At 67.9% G+C, this 17598-nt stretch carries 13 protein-coding genes; 8 read left to right on the top strand and 5 right to left on the bottom strand.

All coding sequences use genetic code 11. The annotated features are described in order from the left end of the window. The 4 genes from ACXJLU_RS29100 to ACXJLU_RS29085 all read left to right on the top strand — a co-directional run. The coding region (locus tag ACXJLU_RS29100) for a choice-of-anchor D domain-containing protein (protein WP_457337019.1) at positions 1-4571 on the top strand (4571 nt) is incomplete at its 5' end. Then, positions 4568-8518, top strand: coding sequence for a polymorphic toxin-type HINT domain-containing protein (locus ACXJLU_RS29095; RefSeq protein ID WP_457337017.1), 3951 nt, complete (start codon positions 4568-4570; stop codon positions 8516-8518). The genes ACXJLU_RS29100 and ACXJLU_RS29095, both read left to right, overlap by 4 nt. A gap of 9 nt (positions 8519-8527) precedes the next feature. Further along, positions 8528-8875: a hypothetical protein gene (locus ACXJLU_RS29090; RefSeq protein WP_457337015.1), complete on the top strand. Its 348-nt coding sequence runs from the start codon at positions 8528-8530 to the stop codon at positions 8873-8875. A 101-nt stretch (positions 8876-8976) separates the two neighbouring features. Further along, positions 8977-9222, top strand: coding sequence for a DUF7660 family protein (locus tag ACXJLU_RS29085; RefSeq protein ID WP_457337014.1), 246 nt, complete (start codon positions 8977-8979; stop codon positions 9220-9222). 40 nt (positions 9223-9262) lie between these two features. Here ACXJLU_RS29085 and ACXJLU_RS29080 read toward each other — a convergent pair whose 3' ends face one another. Continuing rightward, the gene (locus tag ACXJLU_RS29080; RefSeq protein ID WP_457337012.1) at positions 9263-9802 is read right to left on the bottom strand and encodes an RNA 2'-phosphotransferase; all 540 of its coding nucleotides are present in this window, start codon (positions 9800-9802) and stop codon (positions 9263-9265) included. A gap of 273 nt (positions 9803-10075) precedes the next feature. Here ACXJLU_RS29080 and ACXJLU_RS29075 point away from each other — a divergent pair, with 273 nt between their 5' ends. Next, a complete protein-coding gene (locus ACXJLU_RS29075) occupies positions 10076-10399 on the top strand; it encodes a hypothetical protein (protein ID WP_457337010.1) in 324 nt (107 codons plus the stop codon). A 235-nt stretch (positions 10400-10634) separates the two neighbouring features. Here ACXJLU_RS29075 and ACXJLU_RS29070 read toward each other — a convergent pair whose 3' ends face one another. From ACXJLU_RS29070 to ACXJLU_RS29060, 3 genes are all read right to left on the bottom strand, one after another. Continuing rightward, a complete protein-coding gene (locus ACXJLU_RS29070) occupies positions 10635-11558 on the bottom strand; it encodes a hypothetical protein (RefSeq protein ID WP_457337008.1) in 924 nt (307 codons plus the stop codon). 42 nt (positions 11559-11600) lie between these two features. Continuing rightward, a complete protein-coding gene (locus ACXJLU_RS29065; RefSeq protein ID WP_457337006.1) occupies positions 11601-12845 on the bottom strand; it encodes a class I SAM-dependent methyltransferase in 1245 nt (414 codons plus the stop codon). Between the two features lie 358 nt (positions 12846-13203). Beyond that, entirely contained in the window at positions 13204-14520 is a 1317-nt protein-coding gene (locus ACXJLU_RS29060; RefSeq protein WP_457337004.1) for an Nramp family divalent metal transporter, read from the bottom strand. Positions 14521-14624: 104 nt separating this feature from the next. Here ACXJLU_RS29060 and ACXJLU_RS29055 point away from each other — a divergent pair, with 104 nt between their 5' ends. The 3 genes from ACXJLU_RS29055 (at position 14625) to ACXJLU_RS29045 (ending at position 16489) form a co-directional block, all read left to right on the top strand. Then, the gene (locus ACXJLU_RS29055; RefSeq protein WP_457337002.1) at positions 14625-15008 is read left to right on the top strand and encodes a VOC family protein; all 384 of its coding nucleotides are present in this window, start codon (positions 14625-14627) and stop codon (positions 15006-15008) included. A 63-nt stretch (positions 15009-15071) separates the two neighbouring features. After that, a complete protein-coding gene (locus ACXJLU_RS29050) occupies positions 15072-15782 on the top strand; it encodes a helix-turn-helix transcriptional regulator (protein WP_073462641.1) in 711 nt (236 codons plus the stop codon). A 65-nt stretch (positions 15783-15847) separates the two neighbouring features. Further along, a complete protein-coding gene (locus tag ACXJLU_RS29045) occupies positions 15848-16489 on the top strand; it encodes a glutathione S-transferase family protein (protein ID WP_457337000.1) in 642 nt (213 codons plus the stop codon). A gap of 6 nt (positions 16490-16495) precedes the next feature. Here the strand turns inward: ACXJLU_RS29045 and ACXJLU_RS29040 are convergent. Beyond that, positions 16496-17598: amidase (locus tag ACXJLU_RS29040; protein WP_457336998.1), on the bottom strand; the 1103-nt coding region annotated here is incomplete at its 5' end.

Below are 17598 nucleotides of genomic sequence, written 5' to 3'. Positions count from 1 at the left end.
ACGCCAAGAACAGCGCGCTCGGCGAGATGGTGCCGACGCGCATCCGCTACACCGGCAACGACAGCACCGGGCTGGTGCCGTATAACGCGGTGAACTTCATCTATGAGACCCGGCCCGATCCGTGGCAGGGCTACGTGGCGGGCAGCCTGCTGAGTCGCACGCAGCGGCTCACGGCGATCCAGACGCGCATCGACACCGCGGCCGATGGCAGCGGCGGCACGCTGGTGCGCGACTACCGGGTGGCCTACAAGATCAATCCCATCAATGGGCGCAGCTTGGTCGACGCGATCAGCGATTGCGACGGCGCGGGCAACTGCCTGCCGGCCACGCGCTTCGCGTGGACGGTGCGCGACAGCGCGGCAGAGACCTTCGCGGCGGCCGGCAGCGGCAACTGGGGCGGCCCGGTGCCGCAACTGCAGGAGCTGATTCCGAACAACCTGCAATTCGGCAACAAGACGCAGCAGACGCAGACGCAAGTGCTGATGGGCGACTTCGATGGCGATGGGGCGATGGACCTCGCGCGCTCGGAGGGCAACGGCACCTGGCGCATGTGCCTGTCGCGGCGCACGAGCTTCGACTGCCAAGCCTGGGCCGGGCCGGGCGTCAATGTCAGCTCGATCACCGGCTCGTTGCCGGTGATGCAGGGGGATTTCAACGGCGACGGGCGCACGGACATCGCCGTGGTGCCTCAAACCGGCCAGCCCAACTGGATCATCTGCCTGTCCACCGGCAGCTCGTTCTCGTGCACGCCCTGGACGGCCCAATCCTCGGGCGTCAACGGCAACCTGGTGGGTGACTTCAATGGTGATGGGCGCGACGACGTCATCGTGCTCGACCGCCGCCAGGACAAGGGCGGGACCAAGCTGTGCCTGGCGGTGGGAAGTGGCGGCTGCAGCGTCATAGACGCCGTCGACTTCATCGGGGCCATCGAGACCGATTGGGAGACCGGGCCGAACGTCAAGCGCGTGACGGGGGATTTCAATGGCGATGGCCGCACGGATTTACTCGTCGTGGAGAAGGTATCGGGGTTGCTGAGCAACGCACGCGTGTTCCTGTCGACCGACCTTGGGTTGGTGCAGCCCGTGGGGATGCGCGCCACCGACTTCTTTCTGCCACCGGTTCCCGACCCGGGAACGACCCGGCTGGCCGACCAGAATGGCGACCCGTACGACAGCTACAGCGATGTGCTGGAGTCGCACACGAGCAACGGTGTCAGCTCGGCCAAGGTGTGCCGCTCGACCGGCGTGGCGCTGTCGTGCTCGCCGATCCTGGACTTGCAGGGCACGGGCGGATTCTCGAACGTCGGCGACTACGACGGAGACGGCCGCATCGATGCCGCCCGCAGCACCGGGGTTTGCCAGCTCGGCGAGAGCGCGCCGTATCAAGTCGGCGATACCTACGGCGGCAGCATCAACATTGCTTGTCGCCCATGGACGCCGGTGGCGCCCCTCGCCTCGACAGCCAGCTACGTCGGCGATTTCAACGGCGATGGCATCCCGGACCGGGCCTACTACGTTGCAACGAGCAACTCCTCGGGCAGCTGGTTCGTGGCCCTGACAGGCAACGGCGGCAGCAGCGACCTGGTGGAATCGGTGACCGATGGCGAAGGCCAGCAGACGCAGTTCAGCTACAAGCGCATGGACGACACCAGCGTCTACACCCGCGGCGCCGATGTGGCCTGGCCGTTGCGCAATGTCGTCAGCGGCCCGCCGCTGGTGGCGCAGCGCCGCGTGGCCAACGGCCAGGGCGGCTGGCTCACCACCGACTACCGCTACCGGGGCCTGCGCAGCAACCTGCAGGGCCTGGGTTCGGCCGGCTTCGAGACGATCGAATCGACCGACGCCTCCACCGGCGTGACCACGCTGAGCCGCTTCCGCCAGGAAGATCCGTTCATCGGCATGCCGGTGCAGGTCAAGGCGACGCAGGCCAACGGCGTCGTGCTGAGCCAGAGCGACACCACGCCCGCATCGTTCGCGACCACCGGCGGCGCGTTGTTCACCTATGCGAGCAGCAGCACGAGCGCCACCCGCGACCTGGACAACTCGCCGATGGTGACCCGCACGACGCAGGTCAACCCGAACGGCATCGACATCTTCGGCAACATCACGTCGAGCAGCGAGACGGTGAGCGGCGGCGGCGGCGGCGACAGCTTCACGGCCACGACGATCAACACCTACGACAACCTCAGCGGCCCGTGGCTGATCGGCCTGCTGCGCAAGACGGTGGTGACCAAGGCGGCGCAGCAGGCGGGCGACGTGGCGGCCACCCCGTCCGCACTGACGCTCACGGCTTGCAACACGTCGAGCCCCGCGGCGGTACCCGCACTGGCGTGGATCAGCTGCACGCTGGGCAACACCGGGCAGACAGTGGCCTCGTCAATCGCATACGCAGCTCCAGCCGGCACCACTGTGACCGGTCCGACCAACTGCTCGGCCAACACCGCCGACTGCGGCGCGGTGGTGCTGAGCTCCGGCGCAGCCGTCGGCACCTACAGCGGCACGCTGAGCGCGACACCATCGCCGGCGGGTGGCGCGGCTTCGAAGGCGGTGTCGTTGACGGTGGCCCCTCCGCCGCTGGTCTTCGTGCCGGTGTCGACGCAGTGGGGCGCCATCGGCGCGGCATCCGACTCAGGCGACTGGCCGACGATCAAGAACAACGGCACGGTATCGCTGCTGATCACCGCGCACACGACGGCCGCCGGGCCGGCGGGCATGTGGTCGTGGCAGGGCCAGCCGGGCAACGTGACGTACTGCCAGCCGGGCACCACCGTGCTGGCGCCCGGTGCGTCGTGCCAGACCTTCTTCGGCACCGGTGCCCAGGCGACGCCGGGTTCGTACACCGCTGTCGACCAGATCAGCTACCAGGTGGCGGGCGCTGCGGGCACGACCTACACGGTGCAACAGAGCTACGGTTTCTCGGTGGCGACCACCACGCCGAATGTGAGCAGCCTGGCGTTCGGCAACGTGGCGGTGAACGCCACGAGCGTGGTGCAAAGCCTCACGCTGATCAACAACGCGACGAACGGCGGGACGCTCGCGAACCTGTCGATCACGCTGGCGGGCACGAAGCCCGGCGACTATGCGCTGACGCACACCTGCGGCAGCGCCCTCGCGGCGGGAGCAGCCTGCACGGTGACGGTGAGCTTCAAGCCGACGGCCATCGCCAACGGCATCGGCGCAAGCGTGCAGGTGCTGGGCTCGTACCCGCGGATGCAGGGAGGGGCCAACGGCGGCATCTCCATCGCGAACGGCGTGAACCTGTCGATCCCGGTGGCCGGCAACGGCACCGGCACGGTGGCGACGCTGACATCGACCGCGAGCCTCGTCGTGCCCGCGACCTGGTACGGAGGTGGGACGCAGACGGTGACCGCCACCTACCGCAACGACGGCAACCTGCCGATGAGCCTGGCCTCGCCGGCGCTCGCCGCACCGCTGAGTGTCGCGAGCAACGGCTGCAGCGCGGTGGCGGCAGGAGCGAGCTGCAGCCTGGTGATCAACGCGGCCACCAACGTGCCGGGGATCAACCAGAGCCAGTCCTTCGCGCCCAGCGGTGCCACCACCGCAGCGGCGGCGACCACGGTGACCTGGAACACTCAGTCGGCGGTACCGCGCTGGAGCCCGGCGAGCCTGGCCTTCGGCAACGTCGGCGTAGGCCTGTCGACATCGCAGAACCTGACGCTCTTCAACGACGGCAACGTGGCCTACAACTGGGCCGCCAATTCCGGCATCGCGAACCTGCCGGCGGGCTTCAGCGTGAACACCGGCAATTGCGGCAACGTGACACCGGGCGGCAGCTGCACGGTGGCGGTGAGCTTCACGCCGAGCGCGGCGACGAGCTATGGCGGCAGCGGTATCTCGATGACCGCGGCTTCGTACAACAGCAACACCTGGAGCGTCTCGGGCACCGGCTACATCATTCCGATCATCAGCGTATCCACGACGTCGATCAGCGGTTCGTCCACGGCACCAACAGCGGCCGTGGCTGGTACCAACTACAGCAACAGTGCCCCGACGCCCACCACGCTCACGCTGTCAGTCAACGGTGGCATGAGCCTGATCAACAACACCCTGGCCTGCGGCGCATCAGCCGGGTGCAGCGGCATGTGGCAAGTGGTGTCGCCGACGACGGCCGGCACCTACACCGGCACGATCACCGGCACGTCGTCGATGGGCGGCAGCGTGCCGCCGATCTCGGTGACGCTGACAGTGCTGCCTCTGCCGGGCACGACGACCATCGTGCTGAGCCCGACGGCGCTGGACTACGGCGCGCAGGGGCTGGATCGCACGTCGACAGCGAGGACGGTGACGGTCTCGAACAACGGGGCCGCCGCCGCGCCGATCACTGCAATCTTTCCGTCGGGCTCTGGCGGCTGGTCGTTCGAGCGACAAGGCGGCACGTGCCCGGTCAGCGGGCAGCAGCTCGCGGCCGGGGCGTCCTGCACGCTGGGAGTGGTCTTCGTCACCGGCTGCACCTCGGGCAGTGCGGCAGGGGATCTGAAAGTGCAGGGCGGGAACTTCACGACCGCCACCGCGCGCCTGACCGGCACGATCAAGACGGGGAAGTGCACATGAGCACGACGAAGAACAAGATGGTTCTCTGCTGTGTTGCAGCGATGCTGGTCGTCTGCGGTGCGGCGCAGGGCCAGACGGCCGGCCAGAGCGTGACGCGCACGGTGACCTATGAGTACGACGGGTACGGCACGCCGATCAAGCAGACGGTGGAGCCGGACGACGCGCGCTACACGGTGACCACCGTGATGGAGCCCGACGCGAACTACGGCGTGACGCGCAAGCGCACCGTGACGTGGCGCGACCCGGTCACCGGTCAGATCGACAGCAATCCTCGCATCGACAGCTCCGACTACGACAGCCGCTTCCGCTACGTCGAGAAGAGCACCAACGCGAAGGGCCACCAGACGACGAGCACGCACGATGCTGGCAGCGGCAATGTGCTGAGCGCGGCGGACCCGGATCGGCTGACCACGCGCTGGCAATACGACGGCTGGGGCCGCAAGCTGCGCGAGAGCCGGGCCGACGGCACCGCGACCAGCACCGCCTACCGCCAGTGCGTGGACAGCTGCCTGAACGGCGCGGCAACGGTGACGATCACGCAGCAGTGGGGTGGCGTGAACGAGGCCAGCCAGACCGCCAGCCCGAGCGAGGCCTTCGAGGACGCGGCCGGCCACGAGGTGCTGTCGCGCCACTGGGGTTTTGACGGCAGCGCAGTTCTCAGCGAGAAGGTCTACGACGCCCAGGGCCGCGTGCAGCGGCTCTCGCGCCCGTACACCGTCGGCCAGAACCCGGTGTGGACGAGCTACGACCGCGACGCGCTGGGCCGGGTGTGGCAGATCAACGCACCGAACAAGACCGGCAGCGATGTCGACCGCGCGAGCTTCAGCTACAACGGCCTGAGCCGCACGAGCCTCAACGCGAAGGGACAAGCGCGCACCGAGGTGCGCAACGCCGCGGGCCAACTGGCCTCGGTGACCGATGCCTACGGCGCGACGACGCGCTATGTCTATGGGGCCTTCGGCAGCCTGGCCCGCACGATCGACCCGAAGGGCAACCGCATCGAGATCGGCTACGACCGGCTCGGCCGCAAGACGACACTGGATGACCCCAACCTCGGGCATTGGACTTACCTCGTCGACCCGCTGGGGCAGACCCGCCAGCAGACCGATTCGAAGCAGCAGACCACGAGCTTCGAGTTCGATGTGCTGGGGCGCATGACGCGCCGGCTGGAGCCGGACCTGGACAGCCGCTGGGAGTACGACACGGCCGCAAATGGCACCGGCGAGCTGGCCGAGACCTACACCTGGGCGGCCAATGCGAAGGACTACCGGCGCGTGCTCAGCTACGACGCGCTCGGCCGCCCGAGCACGACGGTGACGAGCCTGGACGCGGACTACGCGAGCACGGTGACGTACGACGCGTTCGGCCGCCCGGACCGTACGACGCAGAGCCGGGCGGCGCGAGGCGCAGGCGCGACGGCAACGGTTGCAGCCAATACCTTCCAGCAGCACTACAACGCGCTCGGCTACGTCGACCGCATCGATCGCTATGAAGGCACGTCCACGGCCGCGATCACGTTGTGGACCGCGCAATCGATGGATGCGGAAGGCCGGCTGACGCAGGAGCARCTGGGCAACGGCATGATCACCCGCCGGGGCTACAACCCGTACACCGGGCGCTTGAACAGCATCCGCAGCGGGGTGTCTGCGGCCGATGCGCAGTACCAGAACGACGGCTACGACTACGACGTGCTCGGGAACCTGGAGAGCCGCAGCCAGCTGATGGTGAACGGTGGCGCCACGCTGAACGAGAGCTTCACGTATGACAGCTTGAACCGCCTGTACACGAGCACGATCAGCGGAGTCACCAAGACAACCACCTACGACGAACTGGGCAACCTGACGAGCAAGACCGGCGTGGGSCTGTACCGCTACCCGCCGTCGGGCGCMGGCAGCAYCGGSCCGAACGCAGTCTCGGTGGTGCAGGGCACAGTGGCCGGGCTGACGAACCCCGGGTTCAACTACGAGGTCAACGGCAACCTGAAGACCGGCCTGGGCCGCAGCTACACCTGGACGTCCTACGACATGCCGTCGAGCATCGACAAGCTCGATGGTGCGAACSCGGTGCAGCGCACGGCGTTTCTGTACGGCCCGGATCACGCGCGCACGCGGCAGACGATCAGCCCAGTGAATGCTGGTGTAGCGGGTTCCCCGACCACGACGATCTGGTACGGCGGCGCGGTCGAGAAGGAGATCGACAGCGCGGCCAACACGACGACGATCCGAACGATGCTGCCGGCGCAGCTGGGCTTCATCGAGGAGAAGTTCAGCGGCACGGCGATCGCGCCGACGGCCGATGCGGCCAGGAACCTGCGCTACTTCCTGACCGACCACTTGGGCTCCACGCTCGCGGAGGTGGACCAGGCCCAGTCGGTGCTGCAGCGCATGAGCTACGACGCCTGGGGACGCCGGCGCAACGTCGATGGCAGCGACGACACCGGCCCGCAGTGGGGCAACCTCAAGAACACGCAGGACCACAGCGGCTACACCGGGCACGAGCACCTGGATCAGCTCGGACTCGTGAACATGAACGCGCGGATGTACGACCCGCTGCTCGGGCGACACACCAGCGCGGACCCGACCGTGCCCGATCCGGCGAATGCGCAGGCGTTCAATCGCTACAGCTACGTGATGAACAACGCGTTGGCGTTCACGGACCCGACGGGGTTGGCGCCGGGCGACGACACCAACGTTCCCAGGGAAAAGTGCGGCGGAACGCTCAATTGCGACATCAATGGCAGGGCGGCCGGCATGGGGCAGCAGTCAAACGGGGCCACAGGATCTGGCTTGCGCTTACCGGGCCAGGACAAGGGAGTGAGGTTGGGAGAGAGTGGCAACAAACCGTCTTCAAGCGAGCGCGATTCGTCAAGCCTGGGCAGCGCATTGCTCGACACCGCAAAGGCGGTCGGCAACGTTGGAGTCGAGGCGAACCCGCTGATCGGGGCGGCCAGCGCATTTGCAGTGGCCTTCAACACCGGTCTGCAGATGGCAGGGCAATCCGGCAGCGCGCTGCCTGTGCTGTCGGACTACACCCGCTTCACCTACGACTCGCCTGTTTTCGGCACGACCGTTGAGATCGGATTCGGACTGCTGGCGGGCAGGGCGGCCGGTAGCATCGGTTCGCTCAGCCGTGCGACGGAGTCGCTGGTGCTGCGTGAAACGTTCGCGCTGTGCTTCGTGGCTGGTACGCTGGTCCACACTGCCGATGGTCTGAAACGCATCGAAGACGTTCGTGTCGGCGATCTCGTGGCCGCACGTGACGAGTTGACAGGCGCGACACGCTGGCAACCCGTTGTGCGACTGTTCCGCCACAAAGACCAGGAGACGCTATCAGTCAGCTACGTCGATTCGCGGGGTGAAGCGGAAACCGTGGGCGTGACTGGCGAACATCCATTCCGCGTCGAAGGCCGTGGGTGGATCACTGCCGGTTCGTTGATGGCCGGGGATAAGATCCAACGGCTCGGTGGAGGTTGGTTGACGGTTGCCACGGTGCGGAAGAACGCTGAGCAGCAGGACACGTACAACTTCGAGGTCGCGGAGTTTCATACGTACTTTGTCGGCTCGCTCGGCGCTTGGGTGCACAACGCTTGCAGTGTTGATGTCGGTACCGCTGCTAAAGGGCTCGGCAAATATGAGGTCGGCGCATATGACGCACTCAAGGGGCGATCACTTGCAGGCGATGGATTGGACATTCACCACGCGATGCAGAAGCAGCCAGCCGGGCACGTAGTCAAAGGTTACGATCTGCAAACAGCTCCGGCAATTGCGTTGCCAAGAGGCGAACATACACAGATCCCGAACCTGCGTGGTGGATATTCCGGGTCGCCAAGAGATTTGCTGGGGCGAGATATTAGAAATTTGCGAAACTTTACTGACGCGCCGAATGGTTCATTGCAAGAGCTGATTCAGCTGAACAAGCGCATGTTTCCAGAGGCATTTGTACGATAGGAGCGTGATATGAATAGCAAAGACTTTGTGGAGGCGGTGGAGCGTCATGTAGGCCGAGCCGCAATGGAGGACACGATCGCGAATATGAAGGCGCCTCCCGGTCGGCGCCTGTCGCCCGAAGTAAAAGCGCGTTCCGATTGGTACAACGGGCTGTCGACAACAGACGCTGCACATGTGGAAAGTTCAATTGCTGCGGCTGTGCACGCAACGCTCTTTGGTCTCTTGGCTGTACTTGATGGTGCTCGCACCATTGATGATGAGAACGGTCGGTTTGAGCTCAACTATTTGACGGATCAGAGAACTCTCCTGAATCCCTCGGCCATCGATCTTCACGACTTGCTGAGTGATTGGAATTGAGTTGGGAAAATGTGCAGCAAGCGATAAGCGAACTTCTTGGACTCGGGCCGGGCAACTACAACCTCGGCTCAAGGCCTAGGGCAATTCATTACGGCACTGCCATGAAACTCAATCAGATCGAAGACCACCTCAGGTCGAACCCAGGCACCGTGGACGATGCACTCCGTACCCTTCGTGAATTGACGGGAAGCATCAAACGCGAACCGGAGGCATGGGAAAACGAGACATTGGATCGCTACCTTGACGCAATGTCGAGTTGGCTCGAGGCCATGAAAGACAGAGTCGGTGACAAACCATCGTGGGAACTGTTCGTTCTCATGCTGGAGGCAGGCAAAATTTACGAGTAGACGGCTGCGAGAGCGGCGGGATCCGTGTCGGCTGGGGGTGTCAAGTCGACAAAAAATCGGCCGGCACCTGATCGGTCAGCCACACGCCGTTGTCGGCCATGAAGAACTTGAATCCTTCCGCCTGCATACGGAGTGCATCAACCTTGAGGACGAGCGGTGAGCCGTGACGCTGGCCAACGCGCTGCGCGGTGGCTTCATCGGCGGACAGATGCACATGCTGGCGCTCCTGCGGTTTCAATCCTTCCGACAGGATCGATTCGACGAAGCGCGTTGCGGTCCCGTGGTACAGCACCGGTGGTGGCACTTGTGGCGACAAGCCAAGCTCCACCGCTACAGAGTGCCCCTGTGCGGCACGCACACGCAATCCATCGGGCGAAACCGAGAACCGCTTCTTGTCGCTCGTGTCGACGACAAGCAGCAGGTCTTGGCGGTCAAACTCTGTTCCGGCTGCATTGCCTTTCTCGATCAATTCGTCGATGCCGACCCAGCCTTGCGGGTCCAAGACCAAACCGATGGCAGTGGGCTTGTGGCGCAGGACGAAGCTCAAGAACTTGCTGAGCTGAACGGAATCGACTGGCATCAGACGCGGTCGCCGTAGAAGTGGGTCACGGTTCCATGGAGAGGGGAGGTCATGGAATGATTATTCCAGACGCGAATCACTCGGCAATCCCTTCGCAGCCATCTGATTCACGCATGGCGCCATCTCCCGACGGCATGCCCATCTGCACTTTCCCTGCACAAATCATCCCCAAGCTCAGCGCCGATTCCCCGGTCAAAGGAGCAGAAGATGACGCAAGCCCAGTCAGCGAGAACCCCGACGCCAGCAACCGGCAGACGATGGCCCCGATGGAGGATGAGCTGGACCGGCTTCGTGCTGTGCGTGCTCTACCTGTACCTGTGTGTCATCTGCATCTGGATGGCCGGTGGGCTGAGCGCGGCAACGACCGAGTGGCATCGCACCTGGCTGTGGTATCCGCTGGCGCCGCAGACGTGGCTGCTCGACCATGTCGGGCTCGGCTGGGTGATGGATTGCACCAGCTGGCGCGATGCCTACCTGTGGGTGGGCGGTGTCACGCTGCCGGCGCTGTTCGCGCTGGGCGTTGGCGTCGAGTGGCTGCTCCGGCATGTCCGAAGGAAGCGTGAGCGCAGCCCCTCCGGCAGCGAGCCGGTGAATTGAACGCGGAACCCGTGGCCTGTCAGGTCAGCGCGCTGTTGCGCGATCAACCGCAGCCAGCTCGTCGCCAGGAAATGCGTGTCCAGGGGCTTGAGGTGTCTCAGGCAGAGGGGGAAGCCAGCCGCGTCGCCGGCATGGCCCTCGGCCGCATGCCGAGCGCACACCACAGCTGGTGGTCGCGCGGGTGGCTCGCGAGTGTCGCCCGCAAGTTTGACAACAGAAGAGCGCCCTCGGGGGCCTAGGCGGTGCTCGCCGGCGCCGGCGCCGAAGTCAGCGCCGCCAACGCGCCCGCCTTGCGGTCGAACCATTCGCGCAGCCCGGGCTCGTCGAAGCGCTCGGCCAGCGCGAACGAGGCATCGCGCGCGGTGCGCGCCGCCTCGCCTTCGCCCATCCCGTGCCGGGCGCGCGCCAGTTCGAGCAGCAGGAAGGCGCGGTCGACGTCTTCGCTGCCGTTCGCTTCGATCATCCGGATGCCGTCGCGGGCGGCCCGCGCCGCGGCCTCCCAGTCGCCGAGCGCGTTGGCCACCAGCGCGATCAGGTAGTCGGCCCGCTCCACCTGCATCCAGGTGCCGGCGTGCTGCCAGATCGTCTTGCAGCAGCGCGCGGCCCGGGTCATCGCCGCTGCCACCGACGGGTCGGCAGTGGCCGGCTGTGGATGCTCCAGCCAGCCGGAGACCGCGTTGTTGATCGCGCGCGCCGCCATCACCAGCACCGGGCCGCCGGCCGGTGCGGCTTCGATCGCCTGCACGCAGGGCGCGAGGCTCGTCGCCACCAGCCGCGGATCGGCGCTGCCGGCCAGGTGCTGCAAGGCCCCCAGGCRCACCGCGGTGGCCGCGAGCGTCGGGCCGCAGGCGAGCGCCTGGGCCAGCTCGCCTTCGGCCTGCCAGGCCTGCAACGCAGCACCGCTCATCGCGAAGGCGACCGCGCGGTTGCGCAACACCACCGGCGGCTGGCCGGCCAGCGCCGGCAGGGCCTCCAGCAAGGCCCGCGCACCAGGCCAGTCGTGGCCCTTCTCGCCGATCACGTGGTTCACCAGCCAGCTGTACGACGCGAGGTCGTCGGCTTCGAGTGCCGACGGTGCGATCGCGCGCAGCCGTGCGGCGGCACCGACCAGGTCGGCGTCGTGGTCCTGCATCAATGCCGATACTTCTGCCAAGGCCATCTCAACTCTCCAGGGTGGGTCGAAGGGGGGCGACCGCGTTCTTCAGGTGAGTGCTCCACATGGTGGCGTCTCCTTGTGATCGTGCTGGCGGTGGTGGGGTCGGTCGGCCGCCGGGTGGCCATGCCACGTCAGCAGCCGCCGGGAGTGCAGGAAGCTGCAGAAGGCCTCCAGCGTATCGAGCTCGAGCTCCAGCGTGTCGGCCAGCTCGGCGAGCGGGCGGCGGCCGTCGAAGGCGTCGCACAGCCGGGCGGTGTCGCCGTCGAGCGCGCAGGGCAGCGTGTAGAACGCGGTGGCGCTCAGCACGCCCGGCGTGGCCGGGTCGGCCTCGTTGGAGGGCGCCTGCCAGCGGGCGCGCGGGTGCAGCCGCGGGCAACGCAGCGCGCCGGCCATGCCGGGGTGCAGCTCATCGCGCTTGACGAAGATGTCGAACCAGTCGACCGGCAGGTCGCCGTCGCCGTAGTGATCGCGGCGCGGCTCGAAGCGGTCGCTCAGCAGCTGTGCGCAGGTTTCGGCGGCGGCCGGGTCGCCCTGGTGCCAGCCGTCCTGCGGAAACTCGGCGGCGATCGCCAGCGAGCCGCCCGGCGGCAGCAGCTCGGCCAGTTGCTGCAGGCACTCGGGCGGCGCCTGCAGGTGGTCGAGCACGTTCAGCGCCAGCACCATGTCGTACGACGGCCGCGATATGCCGGGCCCGACCAGGCGCGCCACGCCGGCACGCGCGGCGCGCCGCTGCAGGAACAGCCGCTTCACCGGATCGATCTCGACCACGTCGGTCGCGATGCCGTTCAGCGCCAGCAGCAGCGTGACGTGGCCCGCGCCGGCGCCGTAGTCGAGCGCGTGGCGCGGCGCCAGCCGCAGCAGCGCCCGCGCGATGCCGGCATCGGCCAGTTGTTCCGGGCCGAGCAGGTGGGCCCAGACGTCGTGGACCACGTTGCACAGGCCGACGTAGGCGTCGGTGACGGGTTCGTCCCAGGGGCGCAGCACCTCGGTGCGGAACTGCACCAGCGCATCGATCTCGTCGCGCAGCGCGGTCGGCAGTTGTGCGATGAACTCGATCAGCGCATTCGCGCCCTGGTTCGCCACCTCGGCAGGCTCGGCCGCCTGTCCGGTGCGCGGCAGGTCGTCGTGGCGCAGGCTGTCGTGCACCCGCCGGCAGAAGTGCTCGGCGAAGTCGACCGCATCGGCCGGCCGCCGCGGCTGCCATCCGTCGGCGAAGCGTTCGCGCAGCGCTTCGAGCGGAACCGGCGCGAGGCTGCGCGCCGCGATGATCTGCCTGAGTTCGTCGAGCATCGTGCGGCGTCCGTTCAGCGCACCGGGATGCGACGGCCCAGCAGGCGCTGCACTGCGTCGCCACACGCTGGCAAGGTGCTCACGCCGACAATGTTCATCGCTCATCCTCGAACGGCTGACTGCAAAGGGAATCCGCGCGGCCGCTGGAAGCGGTCGATCGGGTACGGCAATGCAACGGCGCGCGGCAGGTGGGCCGCAACCGGACTTCAGCGAGCGTGTGGCTCAGGCGGGGGAACTGACCATCGACGGGGAGTCGATGTCGACATGCACGGGGTGGTGCCCGTCTTGGTGTGCACTGGCCGCGAAGAATAGCGAAGCATCCCCCGCGCTGCAATCCTTTTTTATGGGGACGAGCGGCTCAGCGCCAGATCGCCGACACCAGCCACAGGTTGGCCGCGCTGATCAGCACGAACAGCGTCCACGCGCCGGCCTTCAGCCACGGCCCGTTCGCAAACGACCCCATCAACGCGCGGTCGCTGGTGAAGCGGATCAGCGGCCAGATCGCGAACGGCAGCTGGAAGCTCAGCACCACCTGGCTGGCCACCAGCAGCTTGCCGACGCCCGCATCGCCCAGCCACAGCACGCCACCCAGCGCCGGCAGCAGCGCGAGGCCGCGCGTGATCAGGCGGCGCTGCCAGCACGGGATCTTCAGGTCGAGGAAGCCTTCCATCAGCACCTGCCCGGCGATGGTGCCGGTGAAGGTGGAGCTCTGCCCGGCCGCGAGCAGCGCGACGCCGAACAGCACCGACGCGAACACGCCGCCGACCAGCGGGTCCAGCAGGTGGTAGGCGTCCTGGATCTCGGTGACCTCGGTGTGCCCGCTGCCGTGGAAGGCCGAGGCCGCGAGCGTCAGGATGGCCGCGTTCACCAGCAGCGCGAGCGACAGCGACACGATGGTGTCCAGCGTCGACAGCCCGATCGCCTCGCGCTTGCTCGCGTCGTCGCCCTCGACGTGGCGCGTCTGCACGATCGACGAATGCAGGTACAGGTTGTGCGGCATCACGGTGGCGCCGAGGATGCCGATCGCGAGGTACAGCGCCTGCGGGTTCTCGATGGCCGACAGGCGCGGCACGAAGCCCTGCGCGACGGCACGCCAGTCGGGCCCGACCATCGCGAGCTCGACCGCGTAGCAGACGCCGATCGTCACGATCAGTCCGAGCACGATCGCCTCGATCTGGCGGAAGCCCTGGCCCTTCAGGCCGAGCACGACCAGCGTGTCGAACGCGGTGATCACGATGCCGGTCACCAGCGAGACGCCGAACAGCAGGTGCAGCGCGAGCGCGCTGCCCAGCACCTCGGCGACGTCGCACGCGATGATCGCGAGTTCGGCCAGGATCCACAGCACGCGGCTGGTCGCCTTCGGGTAGTGGTCGCGGCAGGCGCGCGCGAGGTCCTTGCGGGCGACCAGGCCGAGGCGCAGCGAGAGCGTCTGCAGCAGCATCGCCGCGAGGCTGGACAGCAGCACCACGCACAGCAGCGCGTAGCCGTAGCGCGAGCCGGCCTCGATGTCGGTCGCCCAGTTGCCGGGGTCCATGTAGCCGACCGACACCAGCAGGCCCGGGCCTGCCACCCGCAGCAGCTTGCGCCACGGCGGTGCCCCGGCGGGGATGGCGATGCTGCCGCGGACTTCGGACGGGCAGAACGGGGCGGTGGCGGTGCGCGGCAATGAAAACATGGGCCGGATTCTGCCGGCTGCTGACAAGACGTTGTCAGCAGTCGCCGCGCAGCATCGCGGCTTCGTTCGATCCCACCCATCGACATCACCTCCGGAGACCCGCCATGACCGATCCCATCCGCAGCGCCCTCAACTGGTTCGAGATCCCGGTCACCGACCTCGATCGTGCGCAGGCCTTCTACGAGAAGCTGTTCGCGACCACGCTGCGCCGCGAGCCGATGGGCGACGTGACGCTGGCGGTGTTCGGCTACGACAATCCCGGCGTCGGCGGCTGCCTGATCGCCGGCGACCGCGTCGCGCCGCCGTCGCAGCTCGGCACCATCGTCTACCTGAATGCGCAGCCTTCGCTCGATGCGGTGCTCGAACGGGTGCAGGCGGCCGGTGGCGCGATCACCACGCCCAAGGTCACGCTGCCGGGCGACATGGGCTGCTTCGCCCACATCGCCGACAGCGAAGGCAACCGCATCGGCCTGCACGCGCTGGCGTAGCATTCGCGCCCAGGAGACGTCGATGAACGCCACCCCCGGCTCCACGAGAGCCCACTCCCCCTGATGCGCCGCGCCGACCGCCTGTTCCAGCTGGTGCAGCTCGTGCGCGGGCGGCGCCTGACCACGGCCGAGTTCATCGCCGAGCGGCTCGAGGTGTCGGCGCGCACGGTGTACCGCGATGTCGCCGACCTGCAATTGCAGGGCGTGCCGATCGAGGGCGAGGCCGGTGTCGGCTACCGCATGCGCGCCGGCTTCGACCTGCCGCCGCTGATGTTCACCGGCGAAGAGGCGCAGGCGCTGGTGGCGGCCGTGCGGATCGCGCAGCCGCGCATCGACGCGGCGCTGGCGGCGCGTGCCGATGCGGCCCTGTCGAAGATCCTGTCGGTGCTGCCCAGCGCGGCGCGCGCCGCCGCCGAGAGCCTGGCGCTGTACGCCCCCACCTTCGAGTTCGACCCGCGCGCGCGCTCGCACCTGGAGCTGCTGCGGCTGGCTGCCGAATCGCGCCGCCGCGTGCAACTGCAGTACGTCGACCTGAAAGAGGTCAGCACCGAGCGCACCGTGCGACCGCTCGGTTGCTTCTACTGGGGCGCGGTGTGGACGCTGGCCGCGTGGTGCGAGACGCGCGAGAGTTTTCGCAGCTTCCGCGTCGACCGCATCGCCGAGATGATCGTCACCGACACCGCGTTCCGCGACGAACCCGGCAAGACGCTGGCCGACCTGTTCCGCCACAACGAGGCGGCGGCCGAGGCGCATCGGAACGCGAACGCGGCCTGAGCGTTAGCAGGTCCCGTGGGCCGCCCTCTAAGATGCCGGGCTTCACCCCACACCCCGGCCCTCCCATGATCCAGCTGTATTACTTCCCCGGCAACGCCAGCATGGCGCCTCACATGCTGCTCGAAGAACTCGGCATCCCGTTCGAACTGGTGCGTGTCGAGAGAGAGAAGGGCGCGTTGCGCTCCCCCGAATACCTGAAGATGAACCCGAACGGGCTGATCCCGGTGATGGTCGACGGCGACCTGGTGCTGTACGAGTCCGCGGCGATCTGCCTGCACCTGCTCGACGCGCACCCGCAAGCCGGTCTGGCACCGGCCCTCGGTTCATCGCAGCGCGCGCACTTCTACAAGTGGCTGATGTGGCTGACCAACTCGCTGCAGCCGGCGCTGATCTCGTACTTCTACCCGGACCGCTACGTGCGCGACGAGGCCGCGGTGCCGCAGGTGAAGGAATGCGCCGAGGCGCGCGTCGGCGCGCTGGTCGACCTCCTCGAGGCCGAACTCGCATCGCACGGCAAGCCGTGGCTGCTGGGCGACGCGTTCAGCGCGGTCGACCTGTACGCGCTGATGCTGTGCCGCTGGACGCGCGGCTTCCACCGGCCGGCGCGCAGCCTGCCGGCGCTCGGCGCCCACCTGCAGCGCGTGCTGGCGCGGCCGGCGGTGCAGCGGATGGTCGCCAGCGAGGGGCTGAAGCCGCCGTTGGTCTGAGCCGGGTCAGGGCGTGGGCCACGCCCGCTGCGCCGGCCGCATCTGCTCCCAGGCCCGTGCAAGCCGCAGCACGCCGAGGTCGTCGTGCCGCGCGCCGATGATCTGCAGGCCGATCGGCAGTCCGTCGCTCGTGTAGCCGCAGTTGATGCTCGCGGCCGGTTGCTCGCTCATGTTGTACGGCAGCGTGAACGCAATGTGCTCGAACGGCCGCGCCGGGTCGTTGGTCGGGCACGGCAGCTCGGCGGCGAAGGCCGGCATCGGCGCGGTCGGCGACAGCAGCGCGTCGAACGGCCGGCAGGCCGCGACCGCCGCCTCGCGCATCGCACCCATCTGGCTGTAGCCGTGGAACACCTGCGCGCCGCTCAGTGCCGCGCCGCCGCGGGCCCACTCGACGATGAACGGCAGCACCTTCGCGCGCCGGGCCTCGGGCAGTGCCGCGATGTCCATCCAGGCGCGGCAGCGCCAGAAGCGGTCCATGCCGTCGATCATCTCGCGCGTCATGAAGGGCGCGACCGGTTCGACGATCGCGCCCGCGCCCTCGAAGGCCTGCGCTGCGGCCTCGACCGCCACCCGCACCTCGGGCTCGACCGGCAGCCCCCAGCCGGCGTCCATCAGCAGCCCGAGCTTCAATCCGCGCAACGGGCGGCGGTCGAGCTGCGACCAGGCGATGTCCTGGTGCGGCAGGCTCATCGTGTCGCGCATCCCCGGGTCGGGGCGCGACAGCACGCCCATCATCAGCGCTGCATCGGCGACCGTTCGCGTCATCGGCCCGGCGACGCGGCCGGCGTACGGCGGCTGGATCGGGATGCGGCCCAGGCTCGGCTTCAGCGTGAAGATCCCGCACCAGCCGGCCGGCAGCCGCACCGAGCCACCGATGTCGGTGCCGACGTGCAGTGGCCCATAGCCCGCTGCAGCGCCCGCGGCGGCACCGGCGCTGCTGCCGCCCGGGTTGAGGCGCAGGTCCCAGGGGTTGCGGGCCAACGGGTGGAAGCTGGACAGGCCGGACGACAGCATCCCGTAGTCCGGCATCGTCGTCTTGCCGAGGATCACCGCGCCGGCCTCGCGCAGCCGCGCGGCCGGCGGCGCATCGGCCGCGGCCGGCACCAGCT

This window comes from Rhizobacter sp. P5_C2, from assembly GCF_054049715.1.
The sequence above is the reverse complement of the archived record's forward strand: the minus strand, read 5'-3'. Positions and strand labels throughout refer to the sequence as shown.

Excerpts from the sequence above, each read along its gene's own strand:
- ACXJLU_RS29045 (WP_457337000.1), top strand. The coding sequence starts at position 15,848 with ATGATCCAGCTGTATTACTTCCCCGGCAACGCCAGCATGGCGCCTCAC.
- ACXJLU_RS29065 (WP_457337006.1), bottom strand. The coding sequence starts at position 12,845 with ATGCTCGACGAACTCAGGCAGATCATCGCGGCGCGCAGCCTCGCGCCG.
- ACXJLU_RS29075 (WP_457337010.1), top strand. The coding sequence starts at position 10,076 with ATGAGCTGGACCGGCTTCGTGCTGTGCGTGCTCTACCTGTACCTGTGT.
- ACXJLU_RS29085 (WP_457337014.1), top strand. The coding sequence starts at position 8,977 with ATGAAACTCAATCAGATCGAAGACCACCTCAGGTCGAACCCAGGCACC.
- ACXJLU_RS29080 (WP_457337012.1), bottom strand. The coding sequence starts at position 9,802 with ATGCCAGTCGATTCCGTTCAGCTCAGCAAGTTCTTGAGCTTCGTCCTG.
- ACXJLU_RS29055 (WP_457337002.1), top strand. The coding sequence starts at position 14,625 with ATGACCGATCCCATCCGCAGCGCCCTCAACTGGTTCGAGATCCCGGTC.
- ACXJLU_RS29060 (WP_457337004.1), bottom strand. The coding sequence starts at position 14,520 with ATGTTTTCATTGCCGCGCACCGCCACCGCCCCGTTCTGCCCGTCCGAA.
- ACXJLU_RS29050 (WP_073462641.1), top strand. The coding sequence starts at position 15,072 with ATGCGCCGCGCCGACCGCCTGTTCCAGCTGGTGCAGCTCGTGCGCGGG.
- ACXJLU_RS29090 (WP_457337015.1), top strand. The coding sequence starts at position 8,528 with ATGAATAGCAAAGACTTTGTGGAGGCGGTGGAGCGTCATGTAGGCCGA.